Genomic DNA, 16868 nt, shown 5'->3' on the forward strand with positions numbered 1-16868 from the left:
ACAGACTGAATCGGTTTGAAGAGATACGGTGAAGTGTCCGAGTGGCTTAAGGAGCACGCCTGGAAAGTGTGTATACAGGAAACTGTATCGAGAGTTCGAATCTCTCCTTCACCGCCACATTCTACAAACACAAACCCCTGATTTTCCTAGAGAAAGTCGGGGGTTTGTGGTTTTTGGCGTCTGAAAAATGATCCCATGGGACCGTCATGGGACTGGTGCGCTGCTCTGGTGCAGAAACAGGCTTTAATGCAGTGAGTGGCCGTCGCCAGCGACGACAAGAAATTTGCGTTGATTTCCCCCGCATTTGGGGCATAAGAGCTTTACAGCTCTTGGGTGATAATGAAGGCTCACTGCTTTACTGGTTACGGTCTAAAGCGGATGTAAAGCCGTGGGGCTCCTAGCGTCCTGCGATGGCATCGACGTACAACCATTCAAAAGTGTATTTTCGGATAATCACACCTGGTTTCATTGCCCATGATCGAAAACGAGCCTTACGAACAAGCCTTAGATTACATGGAGCGCATCGTTAACGTTTTTTCAAACCGTGTTCCTGCTCCCAAACCTGTCCGATTTAGGCGTTCGTTTGTATATCGGCATGTAGAAAAAACGATACATCAGGCATTGGTGCAGAAGCTCGCGCGGATGGTGAGCAGTCTCCATGCTGCAAGGCTGCTTTTAGAAGCGGGGTTTGTTCAAGAGCAGGCTTCTCTACAACGTATTCTCGACGAAATTACCGAAGATATTTCGTTCTTGGCATTCTCTGTAATACTCGGAGAGTCGACTCCTTTACATGAGAAATACTTGGAGTTTTTCTTCCAAGAAGAATTTGATCCCGATGGTGAGTCCACGTCGTCTACGGATAGGGGGATGGTTCCTAGAAAAAAAATTCGTGCTTATTTGGATCGGTGTGTGAGTGGCACAAAAGGTTCAAGCCAGAACTTGGATACTGCTAGAACGCTCAGCAAGGCATATTCAGGTTACGTTCATGCAGCATCACCTCAAATCATGGATATGTATGGGGGAGTCACTTGCGGATTTTTTATGCGAGGTATGCACGAGACTACAAGACAAGCTGAGCATCGTGCTGATTTTTGGAATTATATGTTTCGAGGCATCATGTCTTGTTGTTTAACAGCGAAGGCGTTTGGTGATGACGAGTTGTTTGTGTCAATCCGCGAATTTGAGGTTAGCTTTCTACGAGCAACAAGCACCGACTACCAGTCTAATGATTGGCTACCGATTGCTGATGTCGACAACGGATAGATAAAACGCCGCTTATGTACAAAAGGCCCCCACACTTAAGCCAAGCGCGGGGGCCTTTTTATTGGCTCACGTGTATCAAACTCCTCTGGACTGGTATACCGAGCAGAGGGTGTTTGGTTGGCTATAGCTTTAATGCTAACTGCAGTATCCCAACAACATCTGGCCCGTCTTCATTGATCCATGTCCCATAGTGCTGACGGATCATGTTCCCGTTGGTATGTCCCATCTGTTCGGCTATCCAGTCGATCGAGGCCACGCCGGTTGTCAGCAGCTGACTGGCGTAGGTGTGCCGGCACTGGCCGGGGCCGCGATAGCGAACCCCGGCCGCTAACAAATGTGCCTTGAAGAACCTGTCTCGTACGACAAAGTCATTGGCGTGGGGCAGGCCGCTTTTGGTGTTCAGGAATACAAAGTGCAGTTTGTGTTTCCTGACCGTCTTGTTGTCCCGTTCAACGACTTCGACGGTTTCCGCCTTCTTCTTTCTATTGAGTGCATCGATCTTGCGCAGTGCATCCCATGCGGGAGCGAGCAGGCGCACTTTGCGTGTCGAGCGCCGGGTTTTCGTCACTCGGTAGGCTCCGCGGACCTTTGATCTGCGGAAGGTCACGGTGCCTTGCTCCAGGTCTACGTCCTCCCAGGCCAGGGCGATGGTTTCGGATACTCGAGGACCAGCCCAAATCATGAACTGAACCATCAGCAGCACTTGCGTGCGACTGGTCGGGGTTTCGAGGATCTGTCGGATCTCCGCCCTGGTGAATGGGTCGGGGGCCTCGGGATCTGGCAGGTGAACCATCAGGCCCTCGGTGGGGTCGTGCGCAACTTTCATTCTGGTGCGGTACAGCCTGAACACCTGTCGCACGTTGCTGATGATGTCGCGGATGGTCTTGTTCTTGAGTGTCTTCGACAGGGTGCCCTGGATCCACTCCTGCAGGTCCAGGTGATCAATCGCATTGATCTGCACCTTCCCCCCGGCGTGGCCGTACATGAACCTCCGCCTTGTTTGCGTAGCCTCGATAGCTCGATGCTGCCACGCTGTTGGCTTTGATCTTCAGCCACAGATCTAGGTAGTGGCCGAAAGTGTTTTCGACCAGCTTGGACGAATTTGGGAAGTGCCTTGCGTAATCAAAGGTGCCGGTCTGGATCTCGTATTCGATGATGTCGATCAGGCGCTTTGCCTGGGCAATAGTTGCTGGTGTGCAGAAAATCTTGCTTCGAGAAGCCGGCCGTCATCGATGATGTAGCTGCTTTCGGTTTGAATAACAGGCTAGCTTGATCTCCTACTACGGTTGCGCCCTTGTGACTGTTTAATAAGTCTGGCCAATGCACTTGGGGTTCTTCTGGATAGCTCACCCTCGAGTTTAGAGAAGTAGGTATTACAGACCTTACAGACACAGTCCTTTATCATGAATCGTTTGTCGCCGCCTAAACCAGCTGGAAACATGTGCTCCCCATTGAACTCATTAACTTGACCGCATTACACACATTCAGCGTTCATTGCATGCTTCCTTGCTTTGTTAAATTCAGTCTAAGCGATAAACATTAGGGTTGTGCATAAGTGCATCCATCAATCACCTCAAACCCTCTCAGTACGAATTCCAATATAGCCGTTTCCGACTAGGTGCAGCCATGACGCTGGAAAATCGCAGGCGGCGAAAAAATCTGGATAGAAAATCACTTATCCCCCTCCCGCCGACGGGTTCTGCATCCCTTTTTTGTGCAAAGCCAGGTGGTGGTGCAAACCATGCCCCCGCCCAGGCCCGCTGCGGGGTCTGTCGGGCGTTTAGTGATTACACGGTGTGCCAAGGTTTTGTGAAGAGGTGCAGCGGCATTGCATAGGGGTATGCGGCTCTGGCGAATTGGGCTGGGTGGGGATGCGCCCAGTTTACAAGGGCGTGAGCTACGAAAAGCTGCGGAAGGTTGGGTTTTCGTTTCTGATGTCGTTCGCACCAGGTGCGCACAATTCACTGGTCAGCTTGTTATCAAAACAGCTTTGAGGCCCAGCCGGCGTGGCTATCTCATGTTCTGCAGCATCGCCATGGCTGGCTAAAAGAGAACCGCAGAATAGGTACCCACTATGAGACGCTGGCCAGAAACTTTGCAGCTATAGCCACATTGCTCTGCAAGCTGCGTTGTATGTGGCAGTAACTTTCGAAAAAATCAAGGTAACAACATTAAAATAATCGCTTTGACTAACTCTTAAACTTAAAAAATCACTTATCTGTAAGCCCAAATGTCTCGCCCATATCAAAAGTACCGGTCACATCGGAAAAGCCATCCGCGTTAATTAATGTTCGATACTTCAAGGGAAATATATCGGAAGCTTTTTCTATTTCAAGAAGTGGCTGCTCGACTAAAAACATCTTAATTTGTTCGGTGGAGAGGTCCGGCATGTTTTTATTTATGAAAAATATATTATTGTCGCCAAACAAGCCCATTGAAAATACGCGTTCCACCCCAACAGTATAACCTTCTACATTTTTGCCATTAGGCAGCGTAAATTTTGTATATATCGACAAATCTGACTCTGCATCTGGCAAATCTTTCGGAGAAATAACTGGATAGTAAAGATCGCTTTCATCATCATACTTCCACATGGAGTGCTCTTGATAATCCGCCTTGCCAGGGGACTCTTTTGCATTACTACTCATGCCTTCTTCCTTTTATCAGTCCAGCATCTAATAAAAATCGTTTAGCCCATCCTTGCTCTGAGCTCTTAGCTAATACAATATTTTTTCCTTACCTCCAATAGGGTCGAAACGACCCAAAAATATCTTGCTAACAACTGGCTCCTTAAGGCTCACTCAATTAATTTGTAAATTTTAACCCCTGCAGGATTAAAGGCAACCAAACGTCTATTGTCTATTTAAAACGGCAACCTATTGTACATTGCAACCTTTATAGAAGACGTGAAAAATCACCTGGACTGATGATTCAGGACTGTTTTTCAGATGCGGGCTGGGAAAAAGGTAATTTTGGTAATCGATGGGTCAAAACGGGCTGGAGCCCTTATATAACGTGGCTTTCAGGCATTACCTTGGAGGGTGATTTTAGGTAATAAGAAAGGTAATATTTTGTTAAAGCCCTTATTTTGCTGGGGTTTGGGGCTGTTAGGTATTACTCAGACTGAAGGTAATTTTCTAACCAATTACTGACCTTTTTATTACCTCTTGAAGGGGTCAATAAGTAACTGATTTTATTGTGTTTTCTTGGTTCTCTGACAGCGCGTTACCAAAATTACCTTTTTCCCAGGGCTCAACATAAATCGGGGGGAAATGGCATTTGGGGCGTCTCGCAGCATCCTGGCTTACAAAGCCATGGGACTGGCGGACCTCGATTTTTACGAAAGCAATCAGGCGGCAGCCCTTGTAATCCGGGTGCTTGCATGATGGAAGTGGATTTGCGGGTAGTTTCGAATCTCTGCTTCAACGCCACATTCTACAAACACAAACCCCTGATTTTCCTAGAGAAAGTCGGGGGTTTGTGGTTTTTGGCGTCTAAAAAATGGCCCCCTGGGCCCAGCATGGGCCGGTGGGTGTTTTTCAGTGGCGTTGGGTGGATAACAACTGGTTAAGCGTTACCCCCTTTGCGCAGTGAATGAGCTGTATATATTTAGGCGAAATGGCCGAGGTCGAATTCGCCGAGCGATGTCCGCAGCAGCATACACATGGAAAGGTATTTTGTTGCTCTAGTCCCATTTTGAAGAGGCAACAAGGGTTGCCTCTAAACCAGAAGCAATTGTCTGCTGGCGAGGGCTATTGCCGGGTAAAAAGTATGAAGGCGTCTGTATCTTCGAAGTCGTGTGTGGCTGGGCTGACAGGCTCTGGTGCGTGCTGACCGCGTAAGTCGCGCACCAGGCCTGTCAGAATAGTTACCACTGACCGCTTATGAGACAGCCGACGATTTCCCAGCCGCTGTATTCCCACCAGGAATATCGATCATCGGAGCAACTACTGGCCAGGCTGGCCATCTGGATTTCGCCAGTTGTCTGATGGGGTCCGAAAGGAGTGTCAACAGAGGCTGTCATCTGATTGACGGTCTGGGGAGCCTTGATGGGGGCCTGATGCACGGAGGCGTTCGCGACAGTTGCGGTGAAAGCGAGCGTCGCGGAAACGGCCAGAACAGTTATGGATTTTTTCATGTTCGAATCCTTTCAGTTAGCTGATATGCGGCTTATGCATAGCCTGACCTGCCTTTATCAGTAATCCGAACAGATCGGGCACGCGCGTAATGTGACGCCATGAAAGCCTACCACCGCGCGACCTCCCGCTCAGTCGCTCAACAGCACTATTGACAAGCTGATAGTGGTCTGGGTTTTTTCATGGAAAGAGCTGCCAGGGGTTCGAATTTGATGAGCCTGGTGTTGATGCTCTCCCTGAAAATGTCTCCATCCCTAGACATGTACTGCACCACTTCATAAGGCAATTGGATGCCAAGCCCCCGCTAATTTCTGAATGGACGTGCTGCCATATCAAGTGGTCGTCGGGTTCATGGGCCCGGAAATGTGCTCTGGATCATTTTTTCCTCTGATGCCTTGCCACTCGTCGGCACTTGTCTGGTTTGGACGGCAGGTCGACAAATGACTGGCTAGTCTGAAGCGCCGTGACGGTCAGTATTTTCCAGGCAATCAGGAGCTTGCCGGTACTGATCGGTTGTTGGAGGGAGCTGGAATATGAGGAGTCTTGCCTATATCGAAGACAACGGGGATGAGTTCCCAATCAACAACTTGGTGCGTTGCGGTCAGGCCGCATTTGAAGTCGAAGAACAATCCCGAGTCAGTAGCAGAAAGAAAACTGCGCCGCTGCCGGTAGCCAGTAGCACGATGTTCTTTCCCAAGGCAATGCCAAAGAGAAAGTAATCTTAAGTTTTGAGTGCCCCGTTAGATGCGGGGCTTTTTATTGTCCGCAAATCGTTAAGTTCGAATGTCTATCAGGATTGATAGTTGTAATTGGAAGAAATGAGTAGTTTGAGAAAAGACCTGATGTCGCCAATAGTCCTGCTGGCAATAGAGATCCCTGTTTGCGCCGAGCGATGCATCTGTAATGGGGCTTTATCGTGCTGCCAAACGTGAAGGCTGGTCACGAAGTAGGCGGGTTCATTTTCGGTGGTTGGTTGGGGGCATAACGTTCTTGCCGTTGTTTGCGTATTATTTTTTTCCGATTTTTTTGGTAGTCGTATTAATAGTTTATCGCCAGTGAGAGGGGGTAATTGAAGAGGCATCCTTTGTGCTTTTAGGAATTTTCTTATCTCAATTGGCTATAACTGGCGATATGTTCCTTATCCCGATTCAAACGGGGCTGCGCATCCAGCGATGATGCCTTTATATGAAAAGCGATAAGGAAATAAACGTGAAAGCTATTTTCAAACTCCTCGCACTGTCCACTCTTGTAGCCGCAGCCACTGGTTGCACTAGCTACAACATCAGCCAGCCATCGTCGCCCATCGATAGCCAGGTCAAGGCTGACCTGAAGGCAGATGTAGCAGTGGGCGAGGCAATCTCGGGCCAGTCGTCGGTTAATATCCTCTTTGGTTTCCTGCAGTTTGGTGGCGATAGCCAGTTTGCTGATGGTGTGACCTACGGCGGTGCTACCGGCGGCGGTCTGGGTGGTCTGGGCCTGGATCCAGTGAGTGCGGTCAAGTCGGCTGCTGCCTTCAAGGCAGTCAAGTCTTCCGGTGCCGACCTGATCGTGGCTCCACGCTATGAAGTCAGCGAAGAAAACTACTTCGTCTTCAAGAAAGTCTCGGTCACTGTCAAAGGCAACAAGGGCAGCATTCGCAGCATTCGCTGAGATCACTGTTGCCAGTGAGCGATCAGGCCGTTATCGAAGCAGTGGCGGGGTAGCCAACCAAGGGGCTGGCCTGTATTGATCGGCTTCGAGCATCTTCAGAAGGTGAACTGAAGATGTTGGCAGGATGGGAAATTGTGTGATCCGCGTCTGTTGCTCCCAGTCGCGGGTACTTTTCACAGAATCTTCACATCTGCCTGCGTACGCTCAAACCATCCGTTAAAAGCAGTACCCCTAGCCCGTTCCCCAGCGGGCTTTTTTTTGCGCGACGATAAAACTCTTTTAGAATCCGCGGTCCAACCCACCGGAGAGCAACCGGGTGTTGCCGTTACGCTCCGCAGCGGGTGGCGCGCGCTGGGCTTTTGTGTCAGTTCGACAGTCTTTTTTTGAGGTTCAAGTCATGCGTTCAACTTTACCTGCCCTGGTTGTAGGACTTCTGCTGGCTCAAGGTGCGATGGCTGGCGATGGCACTGCCGCCATTGGTGGTGGTCTCGGCGGTGCGCTGGGCAACGTGGTCGGGCAACAGCTCGGCGGCAGCACCGGGGCGGCTATTGGTGCGGGTGTGGCCGGGGCGGCCGGTAGTGCGGCGGGTGCGCGCAAGGGCAGCCGGACCAAGGCTGCGATTGGCGGTGGCCTGGGCTCGGCTGGTGGCTCGCTGATCGGCAATCGCCTGGGCGGCAGCACTGGGTCCACCGTGGGTGCCGGCATTGGTGGTGCGGCGGGTGGTGCCCTGGGGAGCAGCATGGGGCACAAGAAGCGTCATTGATTTAGGCTCTCGTTCAAAATAGCCCGGCCCCGCGCCGGGTTTTTTGTGCGTGTTGCCCAAGGCTTCGCCATACTTGATGCAGCCCGTCCCGCTGTTTAAGGAGAGGATCATGCCCCGTGAAATGCCTGCTAATGTCGAGCCAGGCCCAGCGTCACCGTTGGTGATCAACGACCCGGGGAATGAAGATCCCGGCTCCTTGATGGATGATGCGCTGGTGCCACTGCAGGAAGGGCCTGAAGAAGGAGAGAGCGAGCTCGATCCTGGCGACTGAAACTATCCCGCCTCTCGCACTCTGTACCTTGCCCCTCGGTTGCTCCTGACCCAGCCCCGCCGCTATGCTGCTGAATCCTTTAATTGACGCGTTGCCGAACATAACGGGCCGTACCTGAGCCGCTCCCTGGAATGTACTTTTGCTAACGGATCAGATGCGATGAATGCACAGTTGAATGATTTGGGGCCGATCAAGGCGATCATTTTCGATATGGACGGTCTGCTCCTGGATACCGAAGGTATCTACACCGAGATCACGCAGTTGATCGCCGAGCGTTATGGCCGCACCTACGATTGGACCATCAAGCAAAACATCATCGGACGTGGTGCCGCCGATCTGGCGCGTTACGTGGTCGAGGCCCTGGACCTGCCCATCAGCGCCGAAGAGTTCCTGGTCATGCGCGAGCCCTTGATGCGTGAGCGCTTTCCTCGAGCCGAGGCCATGCCGGGGGCTCAGCAACTGGTACGCCATTTGAAGCAGCACCAGGTGCCAATCGCAGTGGGCACCAGCTCGTCGCAGATGTCCTTCGGCGAGAAAATCACCCGCCATGGCGATTGGTTTGCGCTGTTCGACACCATCGTCACCGCCGATGACCCGGAAGTGACGGCGGCCAAGCCGGCGCCGGATATCTTCCTCACCGCGGCCCGGCGCCTGGGGGTAGCCCCAGGGGAGTGCCTGGTGTTCGAGGACTCGCCCTTCGGCGTGACGGCCGCCAAGGCCGCAGGGATGCGGGTGCTTGCGGTGCCCGATCCGGCCATGGCGGATACCAAGTTCGCCCAAGCTGACGGGATTCTGCGCTCGCTCAAGGGGTTTCAGCCCGCCGCCTGTGGTTTGCCGCATCTGGTGTGGGCCTGAGGTCGCAAGGAAACGGGTAGGGAGAAAGGAGGGCGTTGCCAGCCGGTTAGCCCCCTGCGGCAGCCGTTGGCGGATGCCGCGCAAGCAACCGGGCCACCCGCTACAGGTGGCCCGGTTTTTTTGCGTTGACGGATCAGGCGCTGAAACCGCCGTCGATGCTCAAGCTGGCGCCAGTGATGTAGGCCGCTTCGGGCCCGGCGAGATAGGCCACGAAGCCAGCGATTTCTTCGGCGCGGCCATAGCGACGTACGGCCATGAGATCCAGCAGGCTTTCGGCAAAGGCGCCGTCGGCTGGGTTCATGTCGGTGTCCACTGGGCCGGGCTGTACGTTGTTGATGGTGATGCCCCGTGGTCCCAAGTCCCGCGCCAGGCCTTTGGTCAGGCCTACCAGCGCGGCCTTGCTCATGGCGTAGGGACCGCCACCGGCGAAGGGCATGCGCTCGGCATTGGTGCTGCCGATATTGATGATGCGTCCGCCTTCGCCCATGTGCCGCGCAGCCTCCTGGGTAGCGATGAACACACTGCGTACGTTGATGGCCAGGGTCTGGTCAAAGTCTTCCAGCTTGAATTCGTCCAGCGGGGCCATTGCCAGCACGCCAGCATTGTTGACCAGGATGTCGAGGCGGCCGAAGGCCTGGGCGGTACGTTGCACGGCCTCTCGAATGGCGTCGGCGTCGGCGCTGTCGGCCTGAATGGCCAGGGCCTTGCCGCCCTTGGCGATGATGCTGTCCTGCAGGGCCTTGGCCTTGCTCGCGGAGCTGACATAGGTGAAGGCGACGCTGGCGCCTTCGGCGGCCAGGCGCTCGACGATGGCGGCGCCGATACCGCGGGAACCGCCTTGGATCAAGGCCACTTTGCCGCTGAGGTTGTGCTTGCTCATGTGTTTCTCCAGAGATTCAAGGTCGGGTTGCCTTGTGCTTGGCGTCGAGTATCGACTGCTGATTGGCCGCTGTGTAGCGGGTAATTCCTATACTCTGTGTAAACCAAAAGTATGGAATGGTCAGTGATGGAAGCTTTCGGCAGTATCGAATGTTTTGTCCGCAGCGCTGAAGTCGGCAGCTTTGCCGAGGCGGCGCGACGCCTGGGATTGACCCCGGCCGCGGTGGGGAAGAGCGTAGCCAAGCTGGAGGCGCGGGTGGGTGTGCGTCTATTCCAGCGCAGTACCCGGCGTTTGACCCTGACCGAGGCCGGACGCTTGTTCCTGGCAGAAGTCAGCGACAGCCTGCAGACCATCCAGAATGCCGTGAGCAGCCTGTCCACCGTCCAGGGGCGCCCGGCAGGCACGCTCAAGGTCAGCATGGGAACGGTATTTGGCTGTTTTTACATCGTGCCGATGCTCGCAAGCTTCCTGCAGCGTTACCCGGACATCCAGCCGGACTGGCATTTCGACAATCGCCAGGTGGACCTGATCGGCCAGGGCTTCGATGCCGCCATCGGTGGCGGTTTCGAACTGCCGCAAGGGGTGGTCGCCCGGCGCCTGGCACCGGCCCATCGGGTGCTGGTGGCCAGCCCGGCCTATCTCGCGGGGCGAGCGCCGATCCGTGATCCGGAAGACCTGCAGCATTGCCGGGGGATCCTGATCCGTTCTCCGCAGACCGGCCGCATCCGTCCCTGGCAACTGACTGGCCGCGCAGGCGGTGTGCGCCCGCTGGAGCTCAAGGCCAGCATGACCATGAGCGATTCCGAAGCCGCCTGCGTGGCGGCCGCCCAGGACCTGGGGTTGGCCCTGGTGAGCATGCCGTTTGCCGTCAACTACCTGCGTTCCGGCGCGCTGCAACGGGTCTTGCCGGATTGGTACGTCGATGATGGCTACACCTCGATCTACTACGCCGAGCACAAGATGCTCCCGGGCAAGACCCGGGCGTTCGTCGACTTCGTCATCGAGCAGTTCGCCGAACAGGGCCTGGCGCAAACCTTCAGCGCCCTGTAGGCGCCGGCTTGCCGGCGAACCCGGCAGTTGCCTGACTCAGCGCCCTGAACGCAGCGGCCAGCCAAGCACCTTTTTTGGCCGTGGCGTCGCGTAGGTGCGCACCTTCGAGGTGGACAGCCCCAGGCGTACCAGCGATTCGGCAATGGTCACCGCCGCCGTGACCCCATCCACCACCGGCACCCCGGTGCGCTGGCGGATCTGTTCATCCAGTCCGGCCATGCCGCCACAGCCCAGACAGATGACCTCGGCCTTGTCCTGGGTCACCGCCAGTTCGGCCTGGTGCACGATGGACTCCACCGCCCGCAGCGGGTCTTCCTCCAGCTCCAGCACCGCGAGGCCGCTGGCCCGTACCGAGGCGCAGCGCTCATAGAGGCCGGACAGCTTGAGCCGGTCCTCGATCAGCGGCACGGTTCGATCCAGGGTGGTCACCACCGAGTAGGCGTGGCCGAGGAACATCGCCGTGCTGGCGGCGGCGTCGGTGATGTCCACCACCGGCACATTCAGCAGCTCCTGCAGCCCTTCGCGGCCGTGCTCGCCGTAACCGGCCTGGATCACTGCGTCATAGGGCTGGTCGTAGGCCAGCACCCGATCCATGACGGCGATGGCCGCCAGGTAGCTTTCGAAGTTGCCTTCCACCGATTCGGCGCCGAAGTAGGGAGTCAGGCCGACGATTTCCGTACCCGGCGCTGCCACGCTTTGTGCCTGGCGGGCGATGGCCTGGGTGATGCTGTCGGTGGTGTTGACGTTGACCACGAGAATGCGCATGGGGGTTCCTTGCAGGTTGGGCAGTTCAAGGCCCGGCGCACCGGGCCGTTCAGTTTCAATGACTGACGTTTTCCACGGCGATGGATTCGCCGCTGACGTCCGCGTAATTGGGCTGGCGCTTGGCGATGATCAGGTACAGCAGGCCGGCGATGCCGGCGCCGATCAGCCAGGAAAAGGGCGAGACGCTGGCAAAGCCCGGCACCAGGGCCAGCACGATGGCAATCAGCGCCGCGGGCACGAAGGCCGCCACCGCTCGCAGATTGACTCCGCGGCTGTAGAAGTACGCGCCTTGCGGGTCTTCGCTGTACAGCTGTGGCACGTGGATCTGGGCTTTGCGCAGGATCCAGTAGTCCACCATGATCACCCCGTACAACGGGCCTAGCAGGGCACCGAGGCCGGAGAGGAAGTACACGATCACCAGCGGGCTGTTGTACAGGTTCCACGGCAGGATCAGCACCGCCAGCGCCGCACTGATCAGCCCGGCGCGGCGGAAGGTCAGGTACTTGGGGGCCAGGTTGCTGAGGACGAAGGCCGGTGCGACGAAGTTGGCCATGATGTTCACCGCCACGGTGACGATCAGGAAGGCCAGGCAACCCAGGACCAGGAACAGGGTGTTGGGGATCGAGGCGATGATCTGGGTCGGACTTTCGATGACCTGGCCGTTGATCTGGAACTGCGCTCCGCACAGCAGCACGGTGATGGTGGCGAACACCAGGATGTTCACCGGCAGGCCCCAGAAGTTGCCGACCTTGATGGTCTTGCGGCACGGCGAGGAGCGGGCGAAGTCGCAGAAATTGAGGATCAGCGTGCCGTAGATCGCCAGCCACAAGGCGCCGCCGGCGAAGATCTGCCGCCACATTTCTCCGCCGGTCAAAGGTTCGCGGATCGACCAGGCAATCTGCCCGTCGGCCTGGGTGTACATCCACCCGGCGAGGCAGGCCACGGTCAGCAGAATGATCGGCCCGGCGAAGGCTTCGTAGCGGCGGATCATCTCCATGCCGTAGGCGAGGATCACCAACTGCACCAGCCAGATCAGCACGAAACAGGCCCAGCCCAGGGTCGAGAGGCCGAGGATCGAGTTGTGGTCATAGTCGGCGAACCCCGGATGAATGGCCGTGAGCAACACGCGAAATACCACCGAGGCCAGGTAGGTCTGGATGCCGAACCAGGCGATGGCGATCACCGCGCGGATCAGTGCCGGTATCTGTGCGCCATGGATGCCGAAGCTGATGCGGCTGATCACCGGGAACGGCACCCCGGTCTTCTGTCCCATGTAGCCGGACAGGTTCATGAAGAAGTACACCAGCGCCGCGCCTATTCCCAGCGACAGGAGGATCTGCCAGCCACCCAGGCCCAGGGCGTAGAGGCCGATGGCAAAGGAGTAGTTGGCGATGTTGTGCACATCGTTGGTCCACAGGGCAAAGATGCTGTAGCCACCCCAGCGCCGGCCTTCGACCTTGGTTGGCGCCAGGTCGCGGTTGTGCAGGCGCGGGCTGAGGATGACGCTGTCCGGGTCGGTTGTGGCGATGGGCTGTTGCAGGTGGTGCGAGTGCGGCGAGGAGGGCAGATCCAGTGCGATGTTGTTGGAAGGGCTGGTGTGCATTCCGGCGGCTCCTGATTCCGGCCCCGGATGACTGTGCTTGAGCGCAAGGCTCGACAATCTTCGTCGCGGGGGCGGAATCACTGGGTTCTGGGCATCTGCAGCTTGAGTCGTGGATCAGGCGTGCGGACGGTTAGTGTATGTATGTTTTGCTGTTTTTGTATACAAAACATAGGTCGACTAAAGCCACTTCTGTGCCAGTTTTGAAACTATGAAATCGGCTGCTGATTTCGTTTTGTTATGGGATGTCCCTAACTGTATGAAACAGATGGATTAAAAATTGACCGTTTGAACAGGTATTTATTTTTCGGCGGATGCGATTGGCTGTCGTATGAATGCTGACGGCAGAAAGGCCTGTCACTTTTTGGGGCGGAGGGTGCTGAAAGTGCACACATAAATGGCACCCTTGGTGACATTTATGTGTACAGGTTTTGCGGGTGCGTCGGTTGGCGTTCCGTTTGCCGGCGAACGCGTCCTCAGGCCGAGGAGCTTTCGCCGGCAAGCCGGTTCCAGGGGAGAAGGGGGAGGGTCAGGCTTTGCTGATGAGGTTGCCGGCGTGCAGGCCGCATTCCTTCTGGGTGGCTTCTTCCCACCACCAGCGGCCTTCGCGCTCGTGCTGGTTGGGCAGTACCGGGCGGGTGCAGGGCTCGCAGCCGATGCTGATGAAGCCGCGCTCATGCAGGCTGTTGTACGGCAGTTCGAGCATGCGGATGTAGCCCCAGATCTCTTCGCTGCTCATCTGCGCCAGCGGGTTGAACTTGTACAGGGGACGTTCCGGGGTGGAGAAGGCGCTGTCGATCTCCAGCACCGCCACCTGGCTGCGGGTGCCCGGGCTCTGGTCGCGGCGCTGGCCGGTGGCCCAGGCGCTGACGGTGGACAGTTTGCGTCGCAGCGGTTCGATCTTGCGGATGCCGCAGCATTCGCCGTGGCCGTCCTTGTAGAAGCTGAACAGGCCCTTTTCCTTGACGAAGGGTTCGAGCTTGCTGTGGTCCGGCGAGATCAGTTCGATGTCGATCTTGTAGTGTTCGCGCACCTGATCGATGAAACGGTAGGTTTCCGGGTGCAGGCGCCCGGTGTCCAGGCTGAACGCCTTGACGTTCTTGTTGAGCTTCCAGGCCATGTCCACCAGCACCACATCCTCGGCGCCGCTGAAGGAGATCCACAGGTCGTCACCGAACTGGGCGAAGGCCAGCTTGAGAATGTCCTGGGCGGATTTGTTGGCATAGGTCGCGGCGAGTTCAGCGACGTCGAACGATGGGGTCATCAGGGCGGTTTCCTACAGGTCGGTGGCGCTGTGCGCTCTATAGGGGGGCGATCTTAACAAAATCCACCCGGCCCTGGCGCGCTCCTCTGCGTTGCGCCTGCGCAGGCGAATCGCTAGAGTTCGGCAGTCCTTTTGCTCGCTCAACTTCAATAATCAGAACCAATGGGAGTGTCTTGTGGAAATTGCCTGTCTCGATCTGGAAGGTGTCTTGGTCCCGGAAATCTGGATCGCCTTTGCCGAAAAAACCGGGATTGAATCCCTCAAGGCAACCACCCGGGATATTCCCGACTACGACGTATTGATGAAGCAGCGCCTGCGGATTCTCGACGAGCATGGCCTGAAGCTGTCCGACATCCAGGAAGTGATCGCCACCCTCAAGCCCCTGGACGGCGCGGTGGAGTTCGTCAACTGGCTGCGCGAACGTTTCCAGGTGGTGATCCTCTCCGACACCTTCTATGAGTTTTCCCAGCCCCTGATGCGCCAACTGGGTTTCCCGACCTTGCTGTGTCACCGCCTGATCACCGATGACGCTGGTCGGGTCACCGGTTACCAGCTGCGCCAGAAGGACCCCAAGCGTCAATCGGTGCTGGCCTTCAAGAGCCTGTACTACCGGGTGATCGCGGCGGGGGATTCCTACAACGACACGACCATGCTCGGCGAGGCCGATGCCGGCATCCTGTTCCATGCCCCGGACAACGTGATCCGCGAGTTCCCGCAGTTCCCCGCGGTGCACAGTTTTGCCGAGCTGAAGCAGGAGTTCATCAAGGCTTCCAACCGCACCTTGAGCCTGTAAGCAGCACCTGTAGTCACTGCCGCAGGCTGCGATCGACTCCGAAGCAGGCGTCGCTCTTGAGGTCTTGAAGCCCCTGCAGGGCTTGTCGCAGCCTGCGGCAGCGGCTACAGGGGTTCAGAGCCCCTGCAGCGTTTCCAGCAGCACCCGCACCTTGGTGATGGATTCCTGGTACTCCGCCTGCCAGTCCGAATCCGCGACGATTCCGCCACCGCCCCAGCAACAGATCTGCCCGTCCTTGGCCAACAGGCTGCGGATGGCGATCGAGCTGTCCATTTCCCCGCGCACGTCCAGGTACAGCAGCGAGCCGCAGTACAGCGCCCGTCGCGTGGGCTCCAGTTCGTCGATGATCTGCATCGAGCGGATCTTCGGCGCGCCGGTGATCGAGCCGCCGGGGAAGCTGCCGGCGATCAGGTCCAGGGCGTCCTTGTCGTGCGCCAGCTCGCCGGTCACGCTGCTCACCAGATGGTGCACGTTGGGGTAGCTTTCCAGGCTGAACAGCTCCGGCACGCGCACCGAGCCGGTGCGGCAAGTGCGCCCCAGGTCGTTGCGCAGCAGGTCGACGATCATCAGGTTTTCCGCGCGGTCCTTGGGGCTGGCCAGCAGCTCGGCGGCGTTGGCAGCGTCTTCTGCGGCGTCCCGGCCCCGGGGACGAGTGCCCTTGATCGGCCGGGTTTCCACCCGGCCCTGGCTGACATGAACGAAGCGCTCCGGCGACAGGCTGAGCACCGCGCCACCGTCCGGCAGGCGCTGAAAACCGGAGAAGGGCGTCGGACAGGCCGCGCGCAACGCGCAGTAGGCGACCCAGGGATCGCCCTGGTACTGGCCGCGAAAGCGCTGGGCGAAGTTCACCTGATAGCAGTCGCCGGCCTGGATGTAGTGCTGGATGCGCTGGAAGGCCTGGCGGTAATCCTCGGCGCTCAGATCAGGCTGCATGGCGCTGGTCAGCTTGAATGCCGACTGCGACGCGGGCAGTGGCTGGTTGAACAGCTGGATCAGGCGCTGGCGTTCGGCGGTGTCCAGGCTGGGGTGGAACAGCAGTTGGCTGGTGCCCGTCTGGTGGTCATTGATCAGCGCCCAGCCATACAGGCCAAAGCGCGCGTCCGGTAGGTGCAGGTCATCCTGGGCCAGGTTCGGCAGGCGTTCCAGGTGGCGGCCGAAGTCGTAGCTGAGGTAGCCGATCAGGCCGCCGGCGAAGGGCAATTCATAGGGCGCCGGGACCTCGGCCGGGCCCAGCTGCTGCAGGTTGTGCCGCAGACGCTGGAGGAAGTCGCCGCCACTTTCGTCGGCGGCCACCGTCAGCTCGGCCAGCGGCCAGGCACTGAGCAGGTCATAGCGACCGCGCTCGGCATCGGGCCGGCCGCTGTCCAGCAGCACGGCACCGGGGGCGTGTTCGATTGCCGCGAAATACTCGGCGGGGTTGGCGCGATAAGGAAGCGGGTGTACGGAACAGGTCAACATGCGGGGCAAATCAGCCATCGGAGCGCGGTTGGCGATTGTATGCCTGTGCAGGAATTGCTCCTAGAGGGTATGTCGGCGATTGCCTGATTCAGGGCGCATTCACCGACCTGTAGCCGCTGC

At 57.2% G+C, this 16868-nt stretch carries 14 protein-coding genes, 1 tRNA gene and 2 pseudogenes; 9 read left to right on the forward strand and 8 right to left on the reverse strand.

Features of this window, described 5'->3' with window-relative positions:
• Positions 1 to 27 precede the first annotated feature (27 nt).
• Both PFZ56_RS15060 and PFZ56_RS15065 read left to right on the forward strand, forming a co-directional pair.
• A tRNA-Ser gene (locus tag PFZ56_RS15060) sits at positions 28 to 117 on the forward strand.
• 357 nt (positions 118 to 474) lie between these two features.
• Positions 475 to 1263, forward strand: a complete 789-nt coding sequence (locus PFZ56_RS15065; protein ID WP_170003353.1) for a hypothetical protein — start codon at positions 475 to 477, stop codon at positions 1261 to 1263.
• 121 nt (positions 1264 to 1384) lie between these two features.
• Here the strand turns inward: PFZ56_RS15065 and PFZ56_RS15070 are convergent.
• Positions 1385 to 2459, reverse strand: a pseudogene (locus PFZ56_RS15070) (tyrosine-type recombinase/integrase); the annotation flags it as partial.
• 838 nt (positions 2460 to 3297) lie between these two features.
• Between PFZ56_RS15070 and PFZ56_RS15075 the strand changes: the two are divergent.
• A pseudogene (locus PFZ56_RS15075) lies at positions 3298 to 3408 on the forward strand (IS5/IS1182 family transposase); the annotation flags it as partial.
• Between the two features lie 65 nt (positions 3409 to 3473).
• Here PFZ56_RS15075 and PFZ56_RS15080 read toward each other — a convergent pair.
• Together PFZ56_RS15080 and PFZ56_RS15085 are read right to left on the reverse strand one after the other, a co-directional pair.
• A complete protein-coding gene (locus PFZ56_RS15080) occupies positions 3474 to 3911 on the reverse strand; it encodes a hypothetical protein (protein ID WP_170003351.1) in 438 nt (145 codons plus the stop codon).
• Between the two features lie 1220 nt (positions 3912 to 5131).
• Positions 5132 to 5401: a hypothetical protein gene (locus tag PFZ56_RS15085; protein ID WP_123392221.1), complete on the reverse strand. Its 270-nt coding sequence runs from the start codon at positions 5399 to 5401 to the stop codon at positions 5132 to 5134.
• Between the two features lie 1183 nt (positions 5402 to 6584).
• Here PFZ56_RS15085 and PFZ56_RS15090 point away from each other — a divergent pair.
• From PFZ56_RS15090 to PFZ56_RS15105, 4 genes are all read left to right on the forward strand, one after another.
• Positions 6585 to 7049: a hypothetical protein gene (locus tag PFZ56_RS15090; protein WP_222933773.1), complete on the forward strand. Its 465-nt coding sequence runs from the start codon at positions 6585 to 6587 to the stop codon at positions 7047 to 7049.
• Between the two features lie 397 nt (positions 7050 to 7446).
• On the forward strand, positions 7447 to 7812 hold the full coding sequence (locus PFZ56_RS15095) for a glycine zipper domain-containing protein (RefSeq protein ID WP_102863869.1): 366 nt from the start codon (positions 7447 to 7449) through the stop codon (positions 7810 to 7812).
• Between the two features lie 109 nt (positions 7813 to 7921).
• Entirely contained in the window at positions 7922 to 8083 is a 162-nt protein-coding gene (locus PFZ56_RS15100; RefSeq protein ID WP_162884120.1) for a hypothetical protein, read from the forward strand.
• Positions 8084 to 8242: 159 nt separating this feature from the next.
• A complete protein-coding gene (locus PFZ56_RS15105) occupies positions 8243 to 8938 on the forward strand; it encodes an HAD-IA family hydrolase (protein WP_170003349.1) in 696 nt (231 codons plus the stop codon).
• Positions 8939 to 9071: 133 nt separating this feature from the next.
• Here the strand turns inward: PFZ56_RS15105 and PFZ56_RS15110 are convergent, their stop codons facing one another.
• Positions 9072 to 9818 carry a 3-oxoacyl-ACP reductase family protein gene (locus PFZ56_RS15110; protein ID WP_110595223.1) on the reverse strand — a complete coding sequence of 249 codons (747 nt, stop codon included), beginning with the start codon at positions 9816 to 9818 and terminating at the stop codon, positions 9072 to 9074.
• 126 nt (positions 9819 to 9944) lie between these two features.
• On the opposite strand from PFZ56_RS15110, the gene PFZ56_RS15115 reads away from it, so the two are divergent.
• On the forward strand, positions 9945 to 10868 hold the full coding sequence (locus PFZ56_RS15115; protein WP_110595224.1) for a LysR family transcriptional regulator: 924 nt from the start codon (positions 9945 to 9947) through the stop codon (positions 10866 to 10868).
• Between the two features lie 36 nt (positions 10869 to 10904).
• Here the strand turns inward: PFZ56_RS15115 and PFZ56_RS15120 are convergent, their stop codons facing one another.
• The 3 genes from PFZ56_RS15120 to PFZ56_RS15130 form a co-directional block, all read right to left on the reverse strand.
• Positions 10905 to 11633 carry an aspartate/glutamate racemase family protein gene (locus tag PFZ56_RS15120; protein WP_170003347.1) on the reverse strand — a complete coding sequence of 243 codons (729 nt, stop codon included), beginning with the start codon at positions 11631 to 11633 and terminating at the stop codon, positions 10905 to 10907.
• A gap of 55 nt (positions 11634 to 11688) precedes the next feature.
• The gene (locus tag PFZ56_RS15125) at positions 11689 to 13236 is read right to left on the reverse strand and encodes an NCS1 family nucleobase:cation symporter-1 (RefSeq protein WP_110595225.1); all 1548 of its coding nucleotides are present in this window, start codon (positions 13234 to 13236) and stop codon (positions 11689 to 11691) included.
• 526 nt (positions 13237 to 13762) lie between these two features.
• Entirely contained in the window at positions 13763 to 14497 is a 735-nt protein-coding gene (locus PFZ56_RS15130) for a phosphoadenylyl-sulfate reductase (RefSeq protein WP_170003345.1), read from the reverse strand.
• Between the two features lie 175 nt (positions 14498 to 14672).
• On the opposite strand from PFZ56_RS15130, the gene thrH reads away from it, so the two are divergent.
• Positions 14673 to 15290 (forward strand): bifunctional phosphoserine phosphatase/homoserine phosphotransferase ThrH, encoded by a 618-nt coding sequence (thrH, locus tag PFZ56_RS15135; protein ID WP_102863862.1) that lies wholly within the window; start codon positions 14673 to 14675, stop codon positions 15288 to 15290.
• A 114-nt stretch (positions 15291 to 15404) separates the two neighbouring features.
• On the opposite strand, the gene pabB is transcribed toward thrH, so the two are convergent.
• Positions 15405 to 16748 carry an aminodeoxychorismate synthase component I gene (gene pabB, locus PFZ56_RS15140; protein WP_170003343.1) on the reverse strand — a complete coding sequence of 448 codons (1344 nt, stop codon included), beginning with the start codon at positions 16746 to 16748 and terminating at the stop codon, positions 15405 to 15407.
• Positions 16749 to 16868: the final 120 nt, after the last annotated feature.

The organism is Pseudomonas danubii, assembly GCF_042980055.1.
Classification (GTDB): domain Bacteria; phylum Pseudomonadota; class Gammaproteobacteria; order Pseudomonadales; family Pseudomonadaceae; genus Aquipseudomonas; species Aquipseudomonas danubii.

What these genes read in the sequence shown, in the direction of transcription:
- PFZ56_RS15065 (WP_170003353.1), top strand. Translation starts at nt 475, where the DNA reads ATGATCGAAAACGAGCCTTACGAACAAGCCTTAGATTACATGGAGCGC.
- PFZ56_RS15090 (WP_222933773.1), top strand. Translation starts at nt 6,585, where the DNA reads ATGAAAAGCGATAAGGAAATAAACGTGAAAGCTATTTTCAAACTCCTC.
- PFZ56_RS15120 (WP_170003347.1), bottom strand. Translation starts at nt 11,633, where the DNA reads ATGCGCATTCTCGTGGTCAACGTCAACACCACCGACAGCATCACCCAG.
- PFZ56_RS15085 (WP_123392221.1), bottom strand. Translation starts at nt 5,401, where the DNA reads ATGAAAAAATCCATAACTGTTCTGGCCGTTTCCGCGACGCTCGCTTTC.
- PFZ56_RS15115 (WP_110595224.1), top strand. Translation starts at nt 9,945, where the DNA reads ATGGAAGCTTTCGGCAGTATCGAATGTTTTGTCCGCAGCGCTGAAGTC.
- PFZ56_RS15095 (WP_102863869.1), top strand. Translation starts at nt 7,447, where the DNA reads ATGCGTTCAACTTTACCTGCCCTGGTTGTAGGACTTCTGCTGGCTCAA.
- PFZ56_RS15080 (WP_170003351.1), bottom strand. Translation starts at nt 3,911, where the DNA reads ATGAGTAGTAATGCAAAAGAGTCCCCTGGCAAGGCGGATTATCAAGAG.
- PFZ56_RS15130 (WP_170003345.1), bottom strand. Translation starts at nt 14,497, where the DNA reads ATGACCCCATCGTTCGACGTCGCTGAACTCGCCGCGACCTATGCCAAC.
- PFZ56_RS15105 (WP_170003349.1), top strand. Translation starts at nt 8,243, where the DNA reads ATGAATGCACAGTTGAATGATTTGGGGCCGATCAAGGCGATCATTTTC.
- PFZ56_RS15125 (WP_110595225.1), bottom strand. Translation starts at nt 13,236, where the DNA reads ATGCACACCAGCCCTTCCAACAACATCGCACTGGATCTGCCCTCCTCG.
- PFZ56_RS15100 (WP_162884120.1), top strand. Translation starts at nt 7,922, where the DNA reads ATGCCCCGTGAAATGCCTGCTAATGTCGAGCCAGGCCCAGCGTCACCG.
- pabB (WP_170003343.1), bottom strand. Translation starts at nt 16,748, where the DNA reads ATGTTGACCTGTTCCGTACACCCGCTTCCTTATCGCGCCAACCCCGCC.
- PFZ56_RS15110 (WP_110595223.1), bottom strand. Translation starts at nt 9,818, where the DNA reads ATGAGCAAGCACAACCTCAGCGGCAAAGTGGCCTTGATCCAAGGCGGT.